Origin of the sequence: Bradyrhizobium huanghuaihaiense, from assembly GCF_025200885.1 — a bacterium.
GTDB lineage: Bacteria > Pseudomonadota > Alphaproteobacteria > Rhizobiales > Xanthobacteraceae > Bradyrhizobium > Bradyrhizobium huanghuaihaiense.
Genome location: NZ_CP104172.1, coordinates 9,152,844 through 9,175,386 on the forward strand (window position 1 = coordinate 9,152,844; position 22,543 = coordinate 9,175,386).

19 protein-coding genes and 3 pseudogenes are annotated in these 22,543 nt (G+C 59.7%); 15 read left to right on the top strand and 7 right to left on the bottom strand.

All coding sequences use genetic code 11. The annotated features are described in order from the left end of the window. Positions 1-198: 198 nt before the first annotated feature. The 3 genes from N2603_RS42695 to N2603_RS42705 are packed head-to-tail and all read left to right on the top strand — an operon-like array spanning position 199 to position 3,058. Positions 199-1,236 (top strand): HlyD family secretion protein, encoded by a 1,038-nt coding sequence (locus tag N2603_RS42695; protein ID WP_260386912.1) that lies wholly within the window; start codon positions 199-201, stop codon positions 1,234-1,236. Next, positions 1,229-2,770, top strand: coding sequence for a DHA2 family efflux MFS transporter permease subunit (locus N2603_RS42700; RefSeq protein WP_260386913.1), 1,542 nt, complete (start codon positions 1,229-1,231; stop codon positions 2,768-2,770). Before N2603_RS42695 ends, N2603_RS42700 begins: the two co-directional genes overlap by 8 nt. 60 nt (positions 2,771-2,830) lie before the next feature. Continuing rightward, positions 2,831-3,058, top strand: coding sequence for a hypothetical protein (locus N2603_RS42705; RefSeq protein ID WP_260386914.1), 228 nt, complete (start codon positions 2,831-2,833; stop codon positions 3,056-3,058). Between the two features lie 128 nt (positions 3,059-3,186). Here the strand turns inward: N2603_RS42705 and N2603_RS42710 are convergent. From N2603_RS42710 to N2603_RS42725, 4 genes and pseudogenes are all read right to left on the bottom strand, one after another. Next, a pseudogene (locus N2603_RS42710) lies at positions 3,187-3,385 on the bottom strand (IS110 family transposase); the annotation flags it as partial. A gap of 445 nt (positions 3,386-3,830) precedes the next feature. Next, positions 3,831-5,069: an efflux RND transporter periplasmic adaptor subunit gene (locus tag N2603_RS42715; protein WP_260386915.1), complete on the bottom strand. Its 1,239-nt coding sequence runs from the start codon at positions 5,067-5,069 to the stop codon at positions 3,831-3,833. 36 nt (positions 5,070-5,105) lie between these two features. Continuing rightward, complete coding sequence (locus N2603_RS42720) at positions 5,106-8,321, bottom strand: efflux RND transporter permease subunit (RefSeq protein WP_260386916.1); 3,216 nt, start codon at positions 8,319-8,321, stop codon at positions 5,106-5,108. A gap of 539 nt (positions 8,322-8,860) precedes the next feature. Next, entirely contained in the window at positions 8,861-9,442 is a 582-nt protein-coding gene (locus tag N2603_RS42725; RefSeq protein ID WP_260424415.1) for a c-type cytochrome, read from the bottom strand. Positions 9,443-9,837: 395 nt separating this feature from the next. Between N2603_RS42725 and N2603_RS42730 the strand changes: the two genes are divergently transcribed. The 11 genes and pseudogenes from N2603_RS42730 to N2603_RS42780 all read left to right on the top strand — a co-directional run bounded on the left by N2603_RS42730 (position 9,838) and on the right by N2603_RS42780 (position 18,956). Then, positions 9,838-10,644: a chromate resistance protein ChrB domain-containing protein gene (locus N2603_RS42730; RefSeq protein WP_260386917.1), complete on the top strand. Its 807-nt coding sequence runs from the start codon at positions 9,838-9,840 to the stop codon at positions 10,642-10,644. Between the two features lie 296 nt (positions 10,645-10,940). Beyond that, entirely contained in the window at positions 10,941-11,537 is a 597-nt protein-coding gene (locus tag N2603_RS42735) for a superoxide dismutase (protein ID WP_260424416.1), read from the top strand. Positions 11,538-11,797: 260 nt separating this feature from the next. Then, complete coding sequence (locus N2603_RS42740; RefSeq protein WP_260386918.1) at positions 11,798-12,613, top strand: DUF1259 domain-containing protein; 816 nt, start codon at positions 11,798-11,800, stop codon at positions 12,611-12,613. Then, a complete protein-coding gene (locus N2603_RS42745; RefSeq protein WP_260386919.1) occupies positions 12,610-12,990 on the top strand; it encodes a hypothetical protein in 381 nt (126 codons plus the stop codon). The genes N2603_RS42740 and N2603_RS42745 overlap by 4 nt, the downstream gene beginning before the upstream one ends. A gap of 80 nt (positions 12,991-13,070) precedes the next feature. Further along, a pseudogene (locus N2603_RS42750) lies at positions 13,071-13,292 on the top strand (DUF1259 domain-containing protein); the annotation flags it as partial. Positions 13,293-13,615: 323 nt separating this feature from the next. After that, on the top strand, positions 13,616-13,987 hold the full coding sequence (locus N2603_RS42755) for a hypothetical protein (RefSeq protein WP_260386920.1): 372 nt from the start codon (positions 13,616-13,618) through the stop codon (positions 13,985-13,987). A 42-nt stretch (positions 13,988-14,029) separates the two neighbouring features. Next, positions 14,030-15,286: a cytochrome b gene (locus tag N2603_RS42760; RefSeq protein WP_260424417.1), complete on the top strand. Its 1,257-nt coding sequence runs from the start codon at positions 14,030-14,032 to the stop codon at positions 15,284-15,286. Between the two features lies 1 nt (position 15,287). Further along, on the top strand, positions 15,288-16,469 hold the full coding sequence (chrA, locus tag N2603_RS42765; protein ID WP_260386921.1) for a chromate efflux transporter: 1,182 nt from the start codon (positions 15,288-15,290) through the stop codon (positions 16,467-16,469). A 49-nt stretch (positions 16,470-16,518) separates the two neighbouring features. Continuing rightward, a complete protein-coding gene (locus N2603_RS42770) occupies positions 16,519-17,061 on the top strand; it encodes a hypothetical protein (protein WP_260386922.1) in 543 nt (180 codons plus the stop codon). A gap of 96 nt (positions 17,062-17,157) precedes the next feature. Further along, positions 17,158-18,135 (top strand): YncE family protein, encoded by a 978-nt coding sequence (locus tag N2603_RS42775; protein WP_260424418.1) that lies wholly within the window; start codon positions 17,158-17,160, stop codon positions 18,133-18,135. A 23-nt stretch (positions 18,136-18,158) separates the two neighbouring features. Further along, positions 18,159-18,956: a hypothetical protein gene (locus tag N2603_RS42780; RefSeq protein WP_260386923.1), complete on the top strand. Its 798-nt coding sequence runs from the start codon at positions 18,159-18,161 to the stop codon at positions 18,954-18,956. Between the two features lie 40 nt (positions 18,957-18,996). On the opposite strand, the gene N2603_RS45165 is transcribed toward N2603_RS42780, so the two are convergent. Beyond that, positions 18,997-19,227 (bottom strand): PepSY domain-containing protein, encoded by a 231-nt coding sequence (locus N2603_RS45165; protein WP_260386924.1) that lies wholly within the window; start codon positions 19,225-19,227, stop codon positions 18,997-18,999. 354 nt (positions 19,228-19,581) lie between these two features. On the opposite strand from N2603_RS45165, the pseudogene tnpC reads away from it, so the two are divergent. After that, positions 19,582-20,659, top strand: a pseudogene (gene tnpC, locus N2603_RS42790) (IS66 family transposase); the annotation flags it as partial. Between the two features lie 694 nt (positions 20,660-21,353). Here the strand turns inward: tnpC and N2603_RS42795 are convergent. Further along, the gene (locus N2603_RS42795) at positions 21,354-21,542 is read right to left on the bottom strand and encodes a hypothetical protein (protein WP_260386925.1); all 189 of its coding nucleotides are present in this window, start codon (positions 21,540-21,542) and stop codon (positions 21,354-21,356) included. A gap of 634 nt (positions 21,543-22,176) precedes the next feature. Further along, on the bottom strand, positions 22,177-22,542 hold the full coding sequence (locus N2603_RS42805) for an FkbM family methyltransferase (protein WP_260386926.1): 366 nt from the start codon (positions 22,540-22,542) through the stop codon (positions 22,177-22,179). Position 22,543: the final 1 nt, after the last annotated feature.

Sequence of the window (22,543 nt, forward strand, 5' to 3'; positions counted from 1 at the left end):
GTCCCCGAAGGCGGTTCACGAGGCACGCAGGACAGGGTCCATCCCTTGATGTGCCATCCGCCGGAGGCACGGGACGCTCCAGATACTGACGCAGCTGCCGAGCCGGCCGCGAAAGGGCGTCCGAGTGGGCGCGAGTGGTCAGGCGAACCTCATCAGTTGCCTGCGTCGGTCGTCCCGAAAAGATCCCGCAAGCGGATTGTGATCTTTGCGCTGTTGCCGGTGGCACTGATCGCTGGCGGCTATCTCTACGTGACGGGCGGCGCGGTCATGTCGACCGACAATGCCTATGTCCAGGCCGACACGGTCGGGCTATCGACCGACGTTTCCGGGATCGCTACAGAGGTCCAGGTTCACGACAATCAGCAGGTCGCAAAGGGTGAGGTGCTGTTCAAACTTGACGATCTGCCGTTCCGGCTGGCGCTGGATCGCGCAGAAGCCCAGATCGGGACTACGCGCAACGATCTCCTTGCACTGCAGGCCAGCTATCGCAACATGCAGACCCAGGTCGAGCAGGCGAAGATCGACGTCGATTTCAACAACGTCAACTTTAAGCGCCAGCAGCAGTTGATCACCAACGACTTCACCCCACGGGCGACTTTCGACGCGGCCCGCAATACGTTGCAGGCATCGCAGCAAAAGCTGGCCTCGCTGGAAGCGCAGCTTGCCGGCATCGCCGCAAACCTAAACGGCAATCCGGATGCACCGATCGAGGATCATCCGCGCTACAAAGACGCGTTGGCCGCCCGCGACGAGGCCGCGCGTCAGCTCGCGCATACCACCGTGAAGGCACCCTTCGCCGGCATTGTAACCAATGTGCCGTCGTTGCAGCCCGGCCAGTATCTCGCTGCCGCGGCAACCGCATTCAATATCGTGTCGACCGATCATGTCTGGGTTCAAGCCAGTCCAAAGGAAACGGAACTGACCTATGTCAAGCCTGGACAGAAGGTCACGGTCGACGTCGATAGCTACCCCGGTGAGCGATGGGCCGGCACGGTCGACAGCATAAGCCCGGCGTCGGCATCGAGCTTTTCGCTGCTTCCAGCTGAAAATACTAGCGGCAATTGGGTCAAGGTTGTCCAGCGCATTCCGATGCGCATCCGGGTCAACAATGCGCCCGACAAGCCGTCGTTGCGCGTCGGCATGAGCGTGGAATTGAACGTCGACACCGGACACGAACGCGGCCTGCCGGGTTTCATGACCGATCTCTTCGGATCATCGGGAGACAAACATGACTGAGGCAGCCGCAGCCGAGGCTCGGCCGATCAACCGGCCCGCCATTACCGCGTGCGTGATCCTCGCCGTGATCATGCAGGCGCTGGACACCACGATCGCCAACGTGGCTCTCCCCTACATGCAGGGAAGCGTTTCGGCAAGCGCAGATCAGATCAACTGGGTGCTGACCTCCTATATTGTGGCGGCAGCGATCATGACGCCGCCGTCCGGGTTCCTCGCCAACAAATTCGGCCGCCGGCGGGTCCTCATGGCGGCGGTTACCGGCTTTGTTATCGCGTCCGTGCTGTGCGGCATCGCACAGTCGCTGGTCCAGATCGTGGCGTTCCGGCTGCTGCAAGGCTTCTTTGGCGCGGCGCTGGTGCCGGTGTCGCAATCGATCCTGCTCGACATCTATACCCCTGAAGAACGGGGATCGGCGATGGCGCTGTTCGGCGTGTCCGTGATGGTCGGGCCGGTGCTCGGTCCGGTGATCGGCGGCTGGTTGACGGACCATTACACCTGGCGCTGGGTCTTTTACATCAACGTGCCGCTTGGTGCGCTCGCCTTTGCTGGCATCTCGTTCTTTCTGCGGGAAACCAAAACCAGCGCGGCCGCCAAGCTCGATTGGATCGGATTTGGCAGCCTGAGTATCGCCATCGCGGCGATGCAGGTCTTCCTGGACCGGGGTGCGCAACTCGACTGGTTTTCCTCCTTCGAGATCCTGATCGAGGCCGTCGTCGCGGCATCGGCCCTTTACGTCTTCCTCGTCCACACCTTCACGGCCGGCGATTCCTTCGTCAATCCGAGGCTGTTCCTCGACCGCAACTTCACGGTGGGAATGCTGTTCATTTTCATCGTCGGCATCACCTATCTGGCGTCGCTGGCGCTGATGACGCCCTATCTGCAGACGCTGATGGGGTACCCCGTCGTCACGGCCGGGCTCGTCATGGGACCGCGTGGGTTGGGGACGATGGTCTGCATGTTTGTGGTCGGCAAGCTGATGGGGCGGATTGATACCAGGGTGCTTCTTTTGATCGGCCTGCTGCTGACGGCGTGGGCCATGTACGACATGACCGGCTGGACTCCGAACGTGTCGCGATGGACGATCGCGGTGACCGGGTTCATCCAGGGCGCAGGGCTCGGATTTCTTTTTGTCCCGCTCACCACGGTCACCTTTGCCACGCTTGCCCCGGAGCAGCGGGCCGACGCAACCGGCCTGTACAACCTCTCACGTAACGTCGGCTCCAGTGTCGGAATCTCCGTCGTTTCGTATCTTTTGATCAGGAATGGCCAAATCAACCACGCCATCATCGGAAGCCATGTCACGGCGGTGAATCCCGGGTTCAGGAGCAGCGTCATCGCGCACGCGTGGAGTCCGTGGACCGCCTCGGGCCGGGCCGCCCTCGATCAGGTCATCCAGAACCAGGCTTCCATCATCAGCTACATCGACGACTTCAAGCTGATGATGATCCTCTCGCTGTGCGCCCTCCCCCTCGTGCTGTTGCTGCGGCGTGCCGCGCCGGAGGGAAGCAGCGACCATGCGATGGTCATGGAATGAAGCGGTATTTCGGCTGTCGACCGTCCGTGGGGCCAGCCGACTAAAAGGAAGGAAACGAGAATGAAAACAATTCTGCTGTCCCTTGCGATGCTCTTGAGCCTATCGACCGGAAGCCTCGCTCAGCACGCTGGCACCGATCAGGACGAGAAGGCTTGCACTCCCGATGTTCAGCGGCTCTGCCGCAAGTGGATGGATCAAGGCGATTTTACCATTCTGGCCTGCCTGAAGGAGAATCGTACCAGGCTGCATCCGACTTGCCGAGACGTGCTGATCAGGCACGGGCAATAGCTTGTGTAAGACCACAATCACTCGGACTTTCGGTTCCGCAACCGCTTTGAATCTGAGCGTGCATGAGACAGGCACGGATTGGAACCAGACGAAGATGCAGGGCGATGCGCCCGTCACAGGCCGGACGCAGGGAGCAGCGATGGTGCCACCACCCTGCATTCGTGGCCGAGCGACCGGATCAAGACCATAGCCAGTCGGACCGGCCTCGTAACAAAAATGGACACGGCTAAACCGACTGGCGATCCGCACTATGGCGCGGCGCATGTTGTTAGCCGAAACATCGACCTCACCGAAGAAACGAACTTCTCCTTCCCGGCCAGCTTCCGCAAACTCAAGCTATTCGGCAGCATCAACGAAACGACTTTTCGGAAGGTTGTCCTCGCGCTTCTCTTCATTTCGGGAGCGCTTTTGGTTCTCTGAGGTGATAGTCACCACGAACGTAGTTCGGTCATAACACCCGACCCTCGTGGAGCTTGCGCATGGACACCGATCGACAGACATTTCCTTGTTCCAAGGGGCGCCGACACGTGTCGATACGACTGTGTCGATGTGCTCCGCGCCGAATTCGCGCCGCGCCTGCGCTGGGGCGGCCCGCGCGTACTCAAACAAAACCGCGATAAAGCGGGCCAAGGTGTCTGGAAGGTAGACGCGTTGCGAGGCTCGGACTCAACGGTCCGGGTGGCGTTCGCCGTATCGTCATGTCGTCCGGCAAGAAGTTCATCTCGTGCGACGTGGCCCGGAACTATGATGCCGGTGTCATATCTTTAGCCAGCTAGGAGTTCTCGCGGACCACCTGCGGGCGAACCGCCGTTCTCTGTGGCGGCACGCTCTTAGTACTTGCCAACACCGGTGTCTCCTCCGATAGGCCCGCAGTCACCTCGATGCGACCGTTATCGATGAGGCCAGTCTTGACGGCGAGGCGTGTGATCCGATTGTCAATGATGGTGTAAACGAAGTTGCCTTCGCCATCCGAACCTACAGCGGTGGTGGGTACGGTAAGCGCATCGGGCCGCCGGTTCATTTCCAGCGACACCTCTGCATACGTGCCCGGATAAAGCCGTTCATTGGGGTTGGATAGATCGATCTCGGTACGCATGTTGCGGGTGTCGGGATCGAGGCGCAGGGAGAAGCGGGTTACCTTGCCGATGAACGGCGTACCGTCGAAGCCAGCCGGCCTGACGATGGCCGGATCGCCGATGTGAACGTGAGGTACGTTCTCGGGAACGTCGCAGAACACCCGGATCGCGTCGATCCGCTGCACCGTGAAAAGTGATCCTGCGGACGGCGTCGCCCGCGTGGCCGTGGCGGCCTGGACCAAATCGCCCCGGTTCACCTGGCGCCGGGCCACTACGCCATCGAAAGGTGCCACGATCTGCGTGTAGGCGAGCAGCGTCTTTATCTTCTCGACCGTCGCGGCGGCGACGTCGACCTGGTTCGCCGCGATGTCGCGGTTCGCCTCTGCAACGCCGAGATCGGCCTTGGCGATATCAGCATTGGCGTGCACCTGATCGAGGGTCCGGTCGCTGATGAACTGCCGTCCTTCACCCAGTTGCTCCCGGTCTTTCGCCAGGGCGGTCTGAAGCGCTACGTCCGCCTTGTTGTGATCCAGTTGCCGGCGCGCGCTCTCCAGCGAACTTCGCTTCGATTCGAGCTCGGCCTTGGCCTCGGCAAGTTCCTGCTTCATTTCGGGAATGTCGATTACCGCGAGCACTTGACCCGCCTTGACGTGATCTCCGATATCGACGCGGACATCGGACAGGTATCCTGAGACCTTGGCGAAGAGATCCGTTTCCTCAAAGGCTTCAAGCGTGGCGTTGGTCTGGAGACGCTGGGCCACTGTGGCGCGGCGCGGACGCACAACCTCGACCCGCGGCAGGTTATCCGGCTTCCACGGACTCACGAGCGATGGTGATGGCGATGCCGCCAAGCGCCAATCGGCAGCGATGCCTGCTGCGCCGACGCCGATGACGACTGCCACGGCCTTGATGCCCGTTTGACTCATGATATTCATGGTGTTGCGCCTCTGAATTCTGTTTCGGCTGCTCGCTTATTCCGCCGCGTGAGCATGGTGCTCTGCGCGTCCGTCGCCACCATCCGACACCGAGGCGAGCCGCGGCTCCGGCTCGAAATAGCGGCTATGAGGGTCGTCGGGATCGAGCGACGCGGAAATTGGGGCACGCCGCGACTGCAGCGTGGCCAAGATCGGCGGCAGGATGATGAGCGTGGCGCAAGTCGCGCCGAGGAGACCGCCGATCACCGCCCGCCCAAGCGGGGCACTTTGCTCTCCGCCTTCGCCCAGGCCCAGCGCCATTGGCATCATCCCGGCCAGCATCGCGAAACTTGTCATCAGGATCGGACGCAGACGACTTCGTGCGCCCTCTATTGCTGCTTCCCAGGGTTCGCGGCCCTCGACCCGGGTGCGCTCAGCGAAGGTCACGAGCAGGATGGCGTTTGCCACCGCGACGCCGATCGCCATGATCGCGCCCATGAAGGATTGGATATTCAGCGTGGTGTGGGTGAGCCAAAGCACCAGTACGACCCCGGCGATGACGGCGGGAATCGTCAACCCGACCGCCAGTGAAAGCCGGACCGATTGGAAATTGGCTGCCAGTACCAGAAGGATGACACCGACCGCCATCAAGAGCCCCAGACGCAGGCCCCCGAACATCTCCGCCATCGGCTGGACTTGCCCGCGCACGGTTACATTCACCCGATCGGGCGGTTTTCCCGTATCCTTGATAGCCTGCTGCACGCGCGCTGCCGCGCGTCCGAGATCCTCGCCCGAGACGTTTGCGCTCAGCGTCAGCATGCGCTGCATGTTGTAGCGGTCATATTCGCCGAGTGCTGTGCTGTCGGTAACGCCGGCAACATTGCGGAGGTCGATCTGTCCGCCCGACCGACGAGCGATGGGGAGGTTCTTTACCTCCTCCAGGGAATTCATCTGGTGCTCGGGGATCTCGACCTGCACCTGATAGCCAATGCCGCTTTTGGGATCGGCCCAATAATTCGCGGAGGTATAACGGCTGGATGACGTGCCTGCGACCACCGATTTTGCCACGTCATCTGTCGTCACTCCCAAAACGCCCGCTCGCTCGCGGTCTACCGTCACCTTTACGGTCGGGTAGTCGAGTTCCTGCTCGAATCCCAGGTCTCGCAACGTCGACACCTGTGCCAGTTTCGATCGAAGTTTTTCGGCGTATTGGCGGCTGTCGGCAAGGTTAGGCCCGCTCACCGCCACTTCGATCGGTGTCGGCGCGCCGAAGCTCATCACCCGGCTGACGATGTCGCTTGGCTCGAATGAGAAGCGTACCCCCGGTAATGCCTGAGGCAATTTCTGACGCAGCCGCTCCTTCAAATCCTCGATGCCGATCCCGGCGCCGCGCTTGAGCTGCACCTGCAGCACCGCTTCCTCGGAGCCGGAACTCCAGAGATAAATCGTATTGATAGGATAATTGGGCGGCTGCGTGCCGACAAAACCAAGGCTGATTTCCACATTGTTCGGCCCGACCTCGCGCTTGATCGCGTCGAGGGTCTGCAGCGCGATCTGCTCGGTGCGCTCGATGCGTGTTCCCGCCGGAGCCCGCAGATGCAATTGGAGCTGGCCGGTATCCACGATTGGAAAGATCTCGGTGCCGAGAGAGCTGCCGACCAGGAGAATGATTGCGCCGCTGATGATGAGATAGGAAAGCACCACGATGCGCCGCCGTTTCATGACGGCGCGCGCAAACCGATCGTACTTGGCACGCAGCCGATCGAAAAACCTCTCTTGCGGCTTGGAATGCGTGCTCGGATTGCGCAGCATCCAGACCGACATTACCGGGACAAAGGTACTCGAAAGCAGATACGATCCCACCATCGAGAAGCCGACGGCCAAGGCTAACGGTACGAACAGGTTGTGCGCAGCGCCGGTCATGAAGAAGGCGGGAATGAACACCGCCAGAATGCAGAGCATGGCCACGAACCGCGGCAGCGTCGTCTCGGCCGTGGCCTCGCTCGCGGCACGGGCAAGGCTGCGGCCATCGGCAAGGCGGGTGTGGATGTTCTCGATGGTGACTGTCGCCTCGTCGACCAGGATACCGACAGCCAACGCCAACCCGCCCAGGGTCATGATGTTAATCGTCTGACCCGACACCCAGAGCGCCGTCACCGAAGCGAGGATCGCGAGCGGAATGTTCAGGACCACGACGAGCGAACTGCGCCAATCCCGCAGAAACAACAGCACCATGAGGCCGGTGAGCACCGCGCCGAGAGCGCCTTCGACAAACAGGCCCTGAATGGCGCGCGTCACGTAAGGGGACTGGTCGAACTGGTAACTGACCTCAACATCATCAGGCAGTACGGATTGGAAGCGTGGCAAGTTGGCTTTGACGGCCTGGACGACCGCGAGTGTCGAGGCGTCCGCCCGTTTGGTTACGGGAATGTAGACCGTGCGTCGTCCATTCAGCAGCGCGTAGCCGGTCTGGATGTCGGCGCCGTCTTCGACCGATCCGACGTCGCGTATGAAGATCGTCTGCGTTCCCTTCGAGCGGATGGGAATGTTGTTCAGGCCCTTGTAATCCCCGACAACGGAGTTGACCGGCACCATCGGCAAGAGGTCGCCGATGCGGACGTTACCCGATGGGCTGACCGTGTTGCCGGCGGCCAATGCATGCACCACCTCGTCGGGCGACATGTTGTAGGAACGCAGCTTGTCGGGATCTACGCGAACGAGGATGGTGCGCTGGCTCGAGCCGAAGGGCGGCGGTGCCGACACGCCTGGCAAGGTCGCGAACAATGGGCGCACCTTGAAGAGCGCCGCGTCCTGAAGCTCGGCGACTGTTTTCGTCTTGCTGGAGAAGACGAGGTCGCCGACGGGCACGCCGCCAGCATCGAACCGGACCACGAACGGCGGAACGGTCCCGGTCGGCATAAAGGAGCGCGCGCGGTCCACATAGCTAACGGTCTCGGCCAGCGCCTGGGCCATGTCGGTGCCGGGATGGAATTGGAGCTTGATCAGCGCTACGCCCTGGATCGATTTGCTTTCGACATGCTCGATGCCGGTAATGTAGAGGAAATGGTATTCGTAATAGTTTGTGATGAACCCTTCCATCTGCGCCGGATCAAGGCCGCCATAAGGCTGCGCGACGTAGATGGTAGGCACACCGAGGTCGGGAAAGATGTCGCGGGCCATGCGATCGACCGCCAGAAAGCCCATCAATGCAACGGCTACGACCATCGTCAAAAGCGAGATCGGCCGTCGCAATGTTAACGACACCAAGCTCATCGTGACGCCTCAGCCGATTTCACCGCGCGGAGCGCGCCTCGACGGCGCCAATGGAAACGAGAGGGACATTTCGGAGAAATACGGCTCATTCTTCTGTCCAAAAGCTCAGCCCTCAAGGTTCAACGACCTCGAGCGGCGAGCAGAACTTGGACGGCGAGCCGTCTTAGAATGCCGGGAGTCTGCGGGCCCCGACGGTAGATGACGATCCAACATGGCAATCAAATGCGGTCTTCTCAAGTAAATCTAATTTCACGTTCCTGAAATCCAATTTGTGGTGCAGACAGATCGTGCACTTAGGTCTTGTAGAATGCACGACCGCGCGCTGAAGACGCAGTCATGCAACGTGTTGAGGAGGATTCCTTCCGCTGGCCGCAACTGCGTCTGTGCAAACGTAGCGGTGTCGCATGACATGTCCACGTTCCGCTGGGTGCTTGCACCTCTGTCCACGGCGCCAAGCCACACTGCAGAAATTGTGATGGTCAGGTGCGACAGTGTTGTGAGTGACCGATTAGTGCGGAATAAGCTGCTCAAGATGAAGACTACAGATGCGCCAGATAGTGCGCGAGCGCGGTGATTTCCTCTTCGCTCAGGGGATAGGCGACATCCGCCATAGCCGCCACGCCGCCGCCGACTCGCAAGCTCGACTTGTAGTCATGCAGCGCCTTGACCAGGTATTCCTCGCGCTGGCCGGCGAGACGCGCAACCGCCTTCGTTCCGGCGAACGTATCGCCGTGGCATGACGCGCAACGCCGTCCTGCGGCCGCCTCCGCACCTTTCTTGGATAAATCAGGGTTATCGTCAGGTGACGAGGCTTTCGGCGGCGTCAGCGAGGCAAAATAGGCGCCGAGATTGCGAACGTCCTCATTGTTGAGTTGCTCGGCCATCGGCTGCATGACCTCGTTCTTCCGGGAGCCGCTGCGGAAGAAGACCAGTTGCCACTGCAAGAAGGGATCGGGTTGCCCCGCCAGCGACGGAATGTTTTCGGTGCCGGAGATTCCCGCTTCACCGTGACAGGGGGTGCATACCGCCGCCTTTTCCTTGATGGTCTCGTCGGCTGCATTGGCGATTCCAGCCATCTCAACCAGCATCGCGGCGGCCAGTACCAAGGACCAAAGGCGCATCTCCGCGACAATTCCGTAAACCGTTTTCATGCCTGCCTCCTGTTCGGCCGCGACCCTGAGTGAGTTTGTTGCCTCGGTAATAGAGTTCTGAGCAAGCAGCCGCTCTAAGTCGCCTCGGCCCGTGAAGGTTCCGAACCGCTCATGACAAGTCCCCGCGAACGTAGCGGCCTAATTCCCGCACGAATTTGTGATGCTCCACTCGAACGCCCTTGAGTACGCGAGTTTGCTGCTGAAAATCGCCACGAACGACCCGAGGCCAATCAGTCGTCGGTAGTCGTTGCTCTTGCTTTTGCCTCGTGGCCAAATTAGTAGATGCGAAGGGGAAAATGCAGTCTCCCCTTGAGACCACGGTCCAAGCGCTGCGCAGCACTCGACTATGTCGAGGAGATTTGCGCATGGACGACCGTAAAAATTCCATTTCACCAGATGCGCTCTACGCACTGCTCGGCTCCGAAGCGGCGCCGATCATCGTCGACGTGCGGCGCGACGCAGACTTTGCCAGTGCCGAAACGCTTGTGGCCGAAGCGTTTCATCGCTCGCCGGATCACGTCGAGCAATGGCGAACTGACTTGCCGGGCGGTCGCCAGATCGTCACCTACTGCATTCACGGACGTGAAGTCAGCCAGGGCGTGGCCGCTGCATTGCGCCTCATGGGCATGGAGGCGGATTTTCTGGAAGGCGGCATCGCCGACTGGACCGAGCAGGGATTGCCGACCCGCCGCAACATCGGGCCTACCCCGAGCAAGTGGGTCACGCGAGAACACCCGAAGATCGACCGCATTGCCTGCCCTTGGCTGATCCGCCGCTTCATCGATCCCAATGCAGAGTTCATCTACGTCCCCAAGGATCAGGTCGTTGCGATTGCCCAACAAACCGGTGGGATCCCCTACGACATCGACGGCGTGGAATTCACGCATGAGGGCGAACGCTGCTCGTTCGATACCATCCAGCGCATCTACGAGATCAAGGATCCGGCGCTCGATCATCTGGCAACCATCGTTCGGGGTGCCGACACCTCGCGGCACGATCTGAGCCCTCAATGCGGCGGCCTGTTCGCGATCTCGCTCGGCCTCTCCGCAAACTTCCCGGACGACCACGAAATGCTGAAGCACGGCATGGTCATCTACGACGCGCTCTACACCTGGTGCCGCTCTCTGCAAGCCGAGACGCACAACTGGCCGGCGCACGCCGCGGGAGCCTGACGGTGCTACCGAAAAGCGACCCCATGAGGAGGCAAGCACGCTTCCTTGGCGTGCTCTTCGCTATCGCGTCTGTGACCTGCGACGTCGCACCCTTGCCATGAGTCCACAACGAACCAGTCATCCGCCCCGCGCACCTTTCGGGGACACGTCAACCCAAGGAGATTCCCATGACCATCAAAACCGAACGCCGAAGCTTCATTCAGGGAGCGGGACTCGTTGCCGCCGCTGCATCAACAGCAACGCTGGCGGCGAGCCCAGCATTCGCCCAAACCAACCAACCGAGCGGAGCAAAAGCAATGCCATATCAAGCAAAACCCCTGTCACTCGATCCGAAATCGATCAAGGGAATCTCGGAGAAGGTTCTCGTGAGCCATTATGAAAACAACTACGTTGGCGCCGTAAAGCGCCTCAACGCGATAGGCGCGCAGCTGGCCGAGCTCGATTTCGCCAAAGCGCCGAATTTCATGATCAACGGCCTGAAGCGAGAAGAGTTGATCGCTGCGAACTCGATGATGCTGCATGAGATATATTTCGACGGACTCGGTGGCGGCGCCGGCGCGAGCGGCTCGCTGGCGGAGGCTATCGCCCGCGATTTCGGCAGCCTCGAGCGCTGGCGCACGGAATTTGCCGCAATGGGCAAGGCAGAGGGCGGCGGCTCCGGCTGGGTCATCCTGTCCTACTCGCCGCGCGACAAACGCCTGGTCAATCAATGGGCGGCGGACCACACCACGACGCTTGCCGGCGGCCGGCCGGTGCTGGTGCTCGACATGTACGAACACGCCTATCACATGGACTACGGTGCGGCGGCCGCGCGCTATGTCGACATCTATATGGAAGCAATCCGTTGGGACAACGCTGCGAAGCTGTATGATCAGTACAGCCGCGAAAGCTAACGTCTGCCTTGCGTGGCATCTCGATGGGAACGATGAAATCTGCACATGGGCGTCGAGAAGGACGACCTCTGCCTTCTATCTCGAGGAGCCCGACGATCGTTGCCCCGAAGTAACTGACGCGGGCGACCGCATCAACGAACATGTTCTTCCACAACATCGATGAGACACGGCGCTGGTCGTGGGCAGGGTCGGAGACACCCGTACAGTCTTCGAAATGCCCACGCCTCAGCAGGTGGCGCCTACTAGCGACGAGACCTTTCATGATCGATCCCAGCTTTCTCGACGCGGTGCGGCTCCCGTCCACGGTGCTCATTGCGCTTGATAACTCCACATTTCACTTTGCTGTGCAGCCTTGGCATTATCTGCTGCGAATGACGCACATACTTTCCACGGCCGCATTCTTTGGTGGCATCGTGCTTTTCGATTTGCGTCTCATTGGCGTGAGATCTGCAGCCAAGCTCAAAGCGTTCTCGGCCGATATTATGCCATGGCTCTACACCATCTTTGGCATTGCAATGGTTAGCGGCGTTCTTCTTTTTCTTTATGACCCAGTTTCGGTCGGAAGCCGCACCTATTTCGTACCGAAGATCATCTTGATTGGTCTCGGCTTGGTCAATGCCGCGCTCTATAACCGATTTGCCTACGCGCATGCGTTGACGTTGGAGGTAGGAACACCGTCTTCGGCGAAATTTGCAGGGGTTCTGTCGATCGCATTTTGGGCAGGCGTCGTTGCCTTCTCGGCGATGAACATCGAGGGCGTGCCGACTGCCGTGCACAACCACCTGCACGCGAACCCCGCGACCTTCCACATGCATATCGGCGGCCATGGCGACCCTGCCAAGACGGCGGCTGTTATTCATGATGCCCTGGCCGTAAGCAAGATGCCGCTGGTGACACCAGCCACCTCCGGCCCTGCGGCGGCCGTCGAACTCGCCTCAGCACAGCTTGATCAACTCATTGGCGCCAGAGGGCGGGCGAACGCAATCGATGTGACTGCGATCCATAGCCACGTGCTGGACGATCAGCCGCGCAATTGTCTGCCGATGCGGCACGCTTACGACGGAGTCCGGTCATGAGCTTCCGAACGGCACAAATCCTTGCGCTGACAATTCTGTTGCCTGCGACGGTTTGTGGATGGACTGCGCACGCGGACGAAACATTCAAACCGCTTGGTGAAAAGGAAATCCGCGCAAGGGTGATCGGCAGGAATATTACCGATGGCTCCCACTGGGTCATCTATCTGCGGCCCGACGGCGTTCTCATAAGCGGCGAGCAGGGCCAGACGTGGACCGGGACCTGGAAAATCCAGAACAACAAGCTCTGCATGTCGAATCCAAACCTGCCGGCGCCCGACTGCAATGAAGTCTGGATGTCCGGGGCCAATATCAGGATGCGAGCGAACAAGGATCAAGAGACCTTCGATGCAACTGTCGAGAAGCATAGGGCGAATTGACTACAAATTACGCGGGCAAGAACGAGAACGGGGCAATCAACCCAACCAAGGAGTACCGAAAAACGCGCACTTGGCTTTGGATGATGGTTTCAACTTTCGCGGTTACCCTAACTGCTGGCGCAATGGCTCAGGAAATCGAATGGCATAAGGTCGACGACGCCTTCGGCAGGAAGCCCGCCGTGTCGGGTGACGTCCATCGCTACGGCTTTCCGCGCACCGATCTCACTGTCACGCTCGACGGAGTCAACATCAAGCCGGCTCTTGCGCTTGGTGGCTGGGTCGCATTCAAGCCGATGCATGGGGACACTGACGACGCCTTGAAGCTGGCCAAAGGAATGCGCGCTGCACTCGACAAGACCGCTAGTACGAAGAGTCAGGATTCACCATTCCAACACCAAGGGGACAATCATGAAGGTCTTTGCGATCACGCTGCTGACGCTCGCTTGCATTTGCAGCGCCAACGATGCCGCCCAAGCTCAAACAAGCTGCAAGGTATGCGGCGAACAGCAAGCAGCGTGCATGAAGAACTATGCCGGACCGACCTGCAAATCCGAGTACAAGATGTGCATGAAGTCCTGCGGGAAGAAGTCGTGAAACGCTGCTTTGCTTGGGATTTCGCACAACCATGAAGAAATTGTCTGTATTCGCTGTCATAGCAATAAGCTCGCTCTCGTCCACGATCGGATCCGTCGCGGCCGAAAGCGTACAAACACTTTCGGGCAGTCAAATCCGCACAAAGATCGCCGGGATGGAACTCACTGACGAAGTGCATTGGCGTGACGCCTACGATCGTGACGGCACGTTAAGAAGCTATGCAGATGGAAAGAAGCGAGTCGGCAAATGGGAAATCGAGAAGAACGAGCTCTGTGTTTATTTCAACGACCCGGAAGATGGTTGTTACGAAGTGTCGCTCTCGGGGAATCGCATTGAGATGAAGCCGACTGGTTTGGGCTTGAGCATTGACGGTATTCTCCAGACACCAACTGATCGCAACTGAGCGGAACTTTAGATGACGACGCAAGACACCGAAAATCGCGCCATGAGCAGTACAGAGTTTTCGAATCCTGTCATCCGCTGGATCGATTTTCGAATTCCGATCTTCACGTTCCTGCACCACGAGCTGCACGAATATCCGACGCCGATGAATTTGAACTACCTTTGGAATTTTGGATCGCTTGCGGGCATCGTGCTGGTAATCATGATCATGACCGGCATCATGCTCGCGATGCATTATGTTCCGACCTTCGGGGGCGCCTTCAATTCCGTCGAGCACATCATGCGCGACGTGAATTACGGCTGGCTGATCCGATATGTGCACACCACGGGCGCATCGATGTTCTTTGCGGCCGTCTACATCCATATCTTTCGCGGATTTTACTATGGGTCATACAAGGCGCCGCGCGAACTGCTCTGGATGATGGGTGTCCTCATTCTCGTTCTGATGATGGCGACTGCATTCTTCGGCTACACCTTGCCCTGGGGCCAGATGAGCTTCTGGGGTGCGACCGTGATTACCAATCTATTCTCCGCTATCCCGATCGTTGGTGACAGTATCGTCACCTGGTTGCTGGGTGGATTTGGGGTCGGCGATGCCACACTCAATCGGTTCTACGCGCTGCACTATCTGCTGCCGTTCGTGATCGTTGCGGTCGTACTCCTGCACCTCGTCGCGCTACATCGATTCGGCTCCAACAATCCGGATGGCATCGATACCACGGAATCCCCGGACACAGTTCCGTTCCATCCCTACTACACGATCAAGGATCTGTTGGGCCTTGCAGTTTTCCTGATCGTATTTGGATGGTTCGTGTTCTATGAACCGAGCGCGCTGCTCAATCCCGACAATTCGATTCCAGCTAATCCGGGCGTGACCCCAGCGGAAATCGTGCCGGAGTGGTACCTCCTGCCGTTTTACTCGATCCTGAAATCAATTCCGAACAAGCTGCTTGGCGTGTCCGCCATGGCCGCGTCAATCTTGGTGCTGTTCGCAGTGCCGTGGCTCGATACGAGCCCGGTCCGTTCGGCCCGCTTCCGGCCGGTTTTCCGCGTCTTTTTCTGGATCCTGGTGGCTGACTGCGTACTCCTCACCTACGCAGGTGGAAAGCCACCGGAGGGAACCTGGCTGTTTCTCGGCCGAATGGGCGCAGCGTACTACTTCCTGCATTTCCTGCTCGTGTTGCCCCTCGTCGGCAGGCTCGAAAATCCGCTGCCACTGCCGACCAGCATCAGCCGGTCGGTCCTGCGACGAGCCGACGGCAAGGGCGAAATTCGAGACATCACAACGGGCGGGGCATGACATGACGACGACTACAACGACATTTCCGAGCGGCCGGATCCGCGAGTTGGTGCGGTACTTCCTGCGCCTCGGCTTTCTCGGCTTCGGCGGACCGGTTGCGCTTGTGGGACAGATGGAGCGCGAGCTTGTCGATGAGCGCAAATGGCTCACCAAGGAGCAGATGCGGGAGTCAATCGCGATCTGCCAGTCGCTTCCCGGACCTCTCGCGATCCAGGTTGGCATCTACGTTTCCTATCTCCGTGGCGGGTTCTGGGGAGCCTGGGCAGGTGGCTGGGCTTTCATCCTGCCGAACTTCGTCATCGTCGCCGCACTGGGCGCTCTCTATGTCTATCTCGGCGATCTGCAGCCGGTAACCGCCATCTTCTATGGCGTGAGCCCGGCGGTTATCGCGCTGATCCTGCATTCCTGCTACCGGCTGGCCAAGCTTGGCATGGAAGACTGGTTGCAATGGGCGATCGCGGCGGTCTGCCTTGCCGTTACGGTTATCCTTCAAGCCGAAGTGGCGCTGCTGTTCATTGGCGCAGGCATCATTAGCATTCTGTATTACGGCAGCCTGTTCAAGCGAACGCCACCAGCGCTCTCGGTAACCGTGGCGCCGGTTCTCGCACAACTCGCACCCACCGCCTCGAGCTCAATTCTCGGCAAGCTCTTGCTGTTCTTCCTCAAGGCGGGCTCCCTCACCTTCGGCAGCGGTCTCGTGATCGTGCCGTTCCTCGAACAAGGACTCGTCCAACAGTTTGGCTGGCTGGATCAACGTCAGTTCCTGATCGCGGTTGCCATCGGCATGATCAGCCCGGGACCGGTCGTGATCACCGCGACCTTTGTCGGCTATCTCGTCGCGGGATTCTGGGGCTCGCTCGTCTCGACGATCGGCATTTTTCTTCCATCGTTTCTGCTGGTGCTGATAGCAGCGCCACTGCTCGCACGTCATCGTGGAAATCCCAACGTGCAGGGATTTGTCAAGGGCGCCTATGCAGCAGCGATCGGAACGATTCTGGGAGCCTGCATCCTCTTGGGACGGATCGCCGTCGGTGATTGGCTCACCGCCTTGATCGGGCTCGTCTCGCTCGCTGTTCTGTTCCGCTGGAAAGTCAGCAATCCGCTCCTGATTGCCGCAACGGCCGTCGTCGGCCTGATCGCGTTTCCGCTGCTGCAGCCCACGTGGGTCATGACGAAGTTCTGAATCGAGGTAGGCAAAATGGGGCGATAACAACCCACCGAAGGAGGTCAGCATGACCCGAAGAAAGATGTTGCTAGTGACTGGCGGCGCGACGGTGCTTGGATTGGCTGCCTTGATCGGCTTCGCCGATCATAACGCTACGTTTGCAGACGACGATGATGACGAAGGTCAGGAGAGGCTCATCAAGCTGTTGACCACTGCGAAGATCGACCTGCAGCAGGGTCTGGCGGTCGGCGAACAGGAGGGCCAACCGATCTCGGCCAAATTCGAGGTCGACGAGGGTAAGCTCCAGCTTTCGGTCTATACCGCAAAGGACGGCAAGTTCTCGGAGGTGCTGGTCGACCATGCGAATGCCAAGGTGATGAAGGCCGAGCCAATCACCGAGGGAGACGACCTCGCTGCGGCCAAATCGCAGAGCGCGGCGATGGCTAAGGCAAAGACCACGTTGAAGGAAACGATCGACAAGGCCGTGGCGCAGTCACCCAAAGCCCGGGTGGTAAGTGCGGTGCCCAGCCTGAAAGACGGGCGTCCCGTTGTTTCGATTGCCTTCCTCGACGGTGAACAAATGAAAACTGTGCAACAGCCCCTGGATTAGCGGCGCTCTGCACTGGGCAACGCATCGGCAAATAGACGCCGTTCGTCCCTCGGGAATGGTGTGGCGATGTTAAATTCGCTTCGGACAACCTTGACGGTGTTAGCCAGCATTGTGATGCTGGTTAACGCCGTAGCCCGTGCCCAGCCGGCGGATACAAGCCCGCTTCAATTTGAGACCAAAATTGTGCTGGGCGACGTGCGTGGCCGCATCGATCACATGGCCATCGATTTGAAGAGACAACGTCTCTTCGTTGCTGAGTTAGGCAACGATAGTGTCGGAATTGTCGATCTCGTAAATCGCAAATTGAGCCGCAGGATTCCAGGACTAAAGGAGCCCCAAGGCGTCGGCTACGAACCGTCGACCGACACGCTCTATGTCGCCAATGCCGGAGACGGATCGGTGCGATTGTTCGAAGGAAACGACTTCAGGCCCGCGGGACAAATCGAGCTTGGTAGCGACGCCGACAATATCCGTATTGATCCGGCGAGCAATTGGATCTTCATCGGATATGGCAGCGGGGCGTTGGCAATTATCGATCCTGCGACCCACAGCAAGATTGGCGACATTCCGGTCAAGGCTCACCCCGAAGCCTTCCAGATCGATCCGGATACCAGCCAAATCTTTGTCAACGTTCCCGATGCCCATGGTATCGCGGTCGTTGACCGCGCCTCGCAACAGCAGATCGGAGAATGGCCAGTATCCGATCGGGGCGCCAACTTCCCGATGGCGCTCGACCAGATTCGCGGCCGGGTGCTTGTGATCTTTCGCGCCCCCGCGGAGCTTGGCGTTTTCTCGATGACGGACGGCAAGCTCGTCGCAACCATCGAGACCTGCGGCGATGCCGACGACGTGTTCGTAGATCCGAAGCGCGACCGCGTGTACGTCAGCTGCGGGGCGGGATTCCTCGACGTTCTGGAGCCAAAGGACGCGACCTATCGCCGGATCAGCCGCATTCCGACAATTTCGGGGGCGCGCACGTCGCTCTTTGTGCCCGAACTTGATCGTCTGCTAGTCGCCGCCCGGGCACGCGGAGAAGCACCGGCAGCAGTCTGGGTGTTCCAACCAGTCCCCTAGTTCGATAGCCGCGAGACAAGCACATGTCCGCATGCCGCGAATTTTGGCAACGCCTATGCCCCGGATGGATCGCTTCGGGATCAGCTGTCGTATTCGGCGTCGCGGTATGGTCCGCCCCAGCTTTGGCTTATCGCCCTTTCGACGGAACCGATGCCGCCGTGGCCGCTCCGGGAGAGGTGGAAATTGAACTGCAGCCGGCCGGACGGCTACGTGACCAAGGAACCACCACTCTCGTCGCGCCGGCAACGGTCTTCAATTTCGGATTGAGCGAGGGGTGGGAAGCCGTGTTCGAAGGCCAGGGCCAGAGACCGCTCTCGCCGCAAGGGCCCACCAGCCTGACCGCGGCAGGCGCATTCCTCAAACATGTCCTGCAGCCCGGAAGCCTGCAGGACAAGAGCGGCCCGAGTATTGCGACCGAATTTGGCGTCCTGCTTCCGGATAGCACCGGCAATTCGGGCGTCGGCGCCAGCCTGGCGGGCATCATCTCGCACCGGTGGGATTGGGGAACCATCCACTTGAATGGCGAGATGGCGTTGACCCGCGAACATCATGGCGACGTTTTTGTTGGCACCATCGTTGAGGGTCCGTCGAAATGGGTGGTCCGTCCGGTCGCCGAAGTCTTTTACGAAAATGAATTTGCCAAAACGAAAACGATATCGGGTTTGATCGGTCTCATTTGGCAGGTTCGTGACAATCTGAGCTTCGATGTCGGGCTGCGTCATGCGCTCACAAATGGCCATCCGGTGAACGAATTACGCGCGGGTCTAACGTTCGGCTTTCCTCTGTCGATGTTCGGCGGACGATCGCAACAAGCCAGATGATTTCGAGGGGCTTGGTAGACAAAATTATCTCCGCCCCCGCCTACCGCTCCCGGAATTTACCGCTGCTATCGGCGACAAGGTATACCTCCGTGCCGTCTTTCGTCGCCTTCACCGATATCCCTTCGGCGGTTGACTTGATGTCACGCACCTGCGTGTAGCCCGCGCCCTCCAGCTTCCTGATCAAGTCTTGCTCGGCTACACTGTTTTGCGAGGAGCGATTGCTTTGGTCTGTGGCTGGGAGCGTTGACGAGGTTGTGCTTGGCTGCGCCACTGCCGGCAACGCGATGACGACGAAAGATGCGACCGTATAGGCCGTGATCCGCCAGTGGCGGAATCGTCGCCTGATCCTTAGGACCAGCAGCCGTATGCCTAAAGCCTACATTAGAGTCCAGATCCGGCCGTAGTGCGACGGAATGTCCAGCCAGACTCGCTGAAGCGAAGGTACGTTCTTCAGATCGAGCGCGCCTCCATGCAGCTCTTCGACGTAATCCCCGGCCATCGGAAACCAGAACGGGACGGTCCGGTCGGTATCGCCGAAATTGACGGCAACTAAGGTGTACCGGGCGCCGTCATAACGCGCGAAAAGCAGGATGCCGAACTGCTGATAGCGGTCCCAATCGTTGAAGAAGAAGTACGTACCCCGCCGCTGGCCCCCTCGCATCCGATTGCGCGTGGGCGTGCAGGGCCCAAGCTGCTGGCCCATGTTCTGTTTGCCAAGTACGGCCTGCACCTGCCGCTCAATCGTCAGAGCGACGTCTACCAGCGTGAAGGCATCGACCTCGACGTATCGACGCTCGCGGACTGGGTAGGTGCCTCCGCGGCAACCCTGATGCCTCTGGTAGATGCGATCCGGAGCCACGTCTTCGCCGCAGAGCGCATCCACGCGGATGACACCACGGTGCCGGTCCTGGCCAAGGGCAAGACCCGGACCGGCCGGCTCTGGACCTACGTGCGCGACGACCGTCCGTTGGCCGGCCCGGATCCGCCGGCGGCCGTGTTCTTCTACTCGCCCGATCGTGGCGGTGCGCATCCAGAGCAGCATCTGGCGGGCTATACCGGGCTGATGCAGGTCGACGCCTACGCCGGCTTTGGCAGGCTTTACGAGGCCGATCGCAAGGGCGGCCCAATCATCGAGGCCGCGTGCTGGGCGCCGGCAGGCGCAAGTTCTTTGATCTCGCGCGGCTCAGCAAGGCGCCGATCGCGGCCGAGGCGGTCAGGCGTGTCGATGTTCTGTTCGCCATCGAGCGCGAGATCAACGGTCTTGCTGCGCAGGAGCGTTTGCGTGTGCGCCAGGAGCGTAGCCGTCCCTAATCGTCGAGCTGGAGGCGTGGTTGCGCGAGCAGCGCGCCAAGCTCTCCAGGAACAACGACACGACCAAAGCAATCAATTACTGCCTCACCCGCTGGGATGCATTTAGCCGCTTCCTTGATGACGGACGGCTTTGCATGTCGAACAATGCTGCTGAGCGTGAGCTACGGGCGGTCGCCGTGGGGCGAAGAAATTGGACCTTCGCCGGGTCTGATGAGGGCGGTCGGCGCGCGGCTGCCGTCTACAGCCTCATCGCCACCGCCAAGCTCAATGACATCGACCCACAGGCTTGGCTTGCCGACGTGCTGGCGCGCCTGCCGGATCACCCTGCCAAGCGCATCCAAGAACTCATGCCCTGGAATTGGCGACCTCAGAACGTCGCTCACGCCGCATAAGCGCGGTCAGCCATCCGCTCAAGACGGCCTAACCAGGGGCCATCACCGGACGCGTACAATGGCACCCTCGCGTAACGCCTTGGAATATCTGAGGATCGTATTCGAATCCTTGGAAGCGGACGGCGAAGATTGTGGTACGAAGCGTGGTACCAGTTTACGAAATCAATTGCCCGACGGACAAAGACCGCAAAGAACGAGCAGAGAAATTTTTGGATGCGCACCCCGCTGTAGAGGTGTGGGAGGGCCCCCGCAGAGTTGCCCGGCTGGTGCGGGAGAGCGGACCAGGTGGACAAGAAAACGAGGGCCGCGGTCCGCGCGCGAGTAGTGCGCGTCGTAGGTGTGGAGGACCGATCGCAGGAAGCGCAATTAGCAGTGGCTGGCTGCTCACGCGAAACGGCTGAAGAGGTAAAGGCCGAGAGGCCCGCAGTGTGCGCCGGTGCGCCTTCGACCTTGAGAGAGCTACGGGTCGTCGGCGACGGCTGGCGGTTTTCGTAGGGCTTCTATAGCCCTCCGGTAATCCTCAGCCACCTTCAGAAGAGCATCACGCTCGATCTCCAGGGGAGCGATGGCCGCGTGCTCGCGGCAAGCCAGCTCCAACCTGCGAAATTCCCGTAGCTCCCGGTTCAAGGCCACCTCCTCAATTGAGGGAATGATCCGTATGCCAAATTGCCGAAAGTTCCCGCAACATCAAACGTCAGTCGGGGAGCGGAGTTTGCGCACTCTCAGCAACCGCACGCTCGACCTCGGCGGCCAGCACGCTCAGGTGATCCGCCAGCCGGGTGAATAGCTCTCGCTTCTTGGGATCGGTTGCCAGGTCGCGGATGAGGGCGCATTCAGCTGCGTCCGTGCGCAGCTTTTCCAACTGAGCCTGCATGTCTTTCATTGCAGTTACTCCGTTCCGCGGTAGGAACCGTATAGCTAATGTGCGGAAGCGAACAGAGCAAATTGCTGGTTTTTCCTAGTCTCTAAACGCTTGGCCTCCCCCAAGGTCCAAGCCTCCAGCGGCCCCGGCCCCATGCTCCCTTTCACGGCCGGGGCCTTTTGATCCACCTTTTGTCTTAGTGCACACGAGGGCGATGTTGCGCATCATGGGGCGTCTGCCTCCGGCTGACCTGAGCAGACCTCTCGGCCCTGTGCTGTGGATTCGGTGCGGACCTCCAGGCGGCACGGGGCCGATTTGGTCTACTCGATGGAAGCTGAAAGCAGCCTCACCTAGGTTCCGCTTTCGTGCAGCTCGATCCATGGCGTACCGGAGACCTGCGCCAAACTCGCTGCCTTTGCCGCCAAAGCATAAACATGAACGGCGCATTGATCTTTTCGATATGGATTCGGCCGTCCTGGACCGGCTCGATGCCGGTGGGAAGCTCAAGCAACCTCCGCGCGGCAGCCTCCGGGGTGTCAATAGGCCACCGAATAGGGAGCGACGACAAAACGCTGAGGCAACGATGGCGAGAACTTGCGTCGGCGGGATGTTTTAGTCAGCAGGTTGCGGTCTTGGCGCCACTGCCGTCACCTATTCAGTGTTGTGCTGTAGTTGAGGCTTCCAATCGTCGATATAGTGCGAGGGGAATTGTCGTTCCGATTGCTGTCTTTGGAAAAAAGAGGAAATCGCGATGCCCATCGAACCCGAATTTCGGGTGCGGGACCTGCCAGCCCGTTGAGTACGGAAGGTATTCGTTGTCCAGAAACATCGTACCGAGATAACCGAGTTTCTCGAAGAACGAGAATAGATTGTTGGCATCTGCTAAAAGGCTCTCGAATTGTACCACTGGACGATGTGTCTCGATGAGACGCTGCGCACCGGTGAAGACGCTTAACTCGTGACCTTCAACATCACATTTGATGAATTTGATGTTCGAAAGCTTGAAGTCGTCCAGCCGCATC

Coding starts and splice junctions, on each gene's coding strand:
- N2603_RS42700 (WP_260386913.1), top strand. CDS start 1,229: ATGACTGAGGCAGCCGCAGCCGAGGCTCGGCCGATCAACCGGCCCGCC.
- N2603_RS42705 (WP_260386914.1), top strand. CDS start 2,831: ATGAAAACAATTCTGCTGTCCCTTGCGATGCTCTTGAGCCTATCGACC.
- N2603_RS42715 (WP_260386915.1), bottom strand. CDS start 5,069: ATGAATATCATGAGTCAAACGGGCATCAAGGCCGTGGCAGTCGTCATC.
- N2603_RS42720 (WP_260386916.1), bottom strand. CDS start 8,321: ATGAGCTTGGTGTCGTTAACATTGCGACGGCCGATCTCGCTTTTGACG.
- N2603_RS42725 (WP_260424415.1), bottom strand. CDS start 9,442: ATGCGCCTTTGGTCCTTGGTACTGGCCGCCGCGATGCTGGTTGAGATG.
- N2603_RS42730 (WP_260386917.1), top strand. CDS start 9,838: ATGGACGACCGTAAAAATTCCATTTCACCAGATGCGCTCTACGCACTG.
- N2603_RS42735 (WP_260424416.1), top strand. CDS start 10,941: ATGCCATATCAAGCAAAACCCCTGTCACTCGATCCGAAATCGATCAAG.
- N2603_RS42740 (WP_260386918.1), top strand. CDS start 11,798: ATGATCGATCCCAGCTTTCTCGACGCGGTGCGGCTCCCGTCCACGGTG.
- N2603_RS42745 (WP_260386919.1), top strand. CDS start 12,610: ATGAGCTTCCGAACGGCACAAATCCTTGCGCTGACAATTCTGTTGCCT.
- N2603_RS42755 (WP_260386920.1), top strand. CDS start 13,616: ATGAAGAAATTGTCTGTATTCGCTGTCATAGCAATAAGCTCGCTCTCG.
- N2603_RS42760 (WP_260424417.1), top strand. CDS start 14,030: ATGAGCAGTACAGAGTTTTCGAATCCTGTCATCCGCTGGATCGATTTT.
- chrA (WP_260386921.1), top strand. CDS start 15,288: ATGACGACGACTACAACGACATTTCCGAGCGGCCGGATCCGCGAGTTG.
- N2603_RS42770 (WP_260386922.1), top strand. CDS start 16,519: ATGACCCGAAGAAAGATGTTGCTAGTGACTGGCGGCGCGACGGTGCTT.
- N2603_RS42780 (WP_260386923.1), top strand. CDS start 18,159: ATGTCCGCATGCCGCGAATTTTGGCAACGCCTATGCCCCGGATGGATC.
- N2603_RS42795 (WP_260386925.1), bottom strand. CDS start 21,542: ATGAAAGACATGCAGGCTCAGTTGGAAAAGCTGCGCACGGACGCAGCT.
- N2603_RS42805 (WP_260386926.1), bottom strand. CDS start 22,542: ATGCGGCTGGACGACTTCAAGCTTTCGAACATCAAATTCATCAAATGT.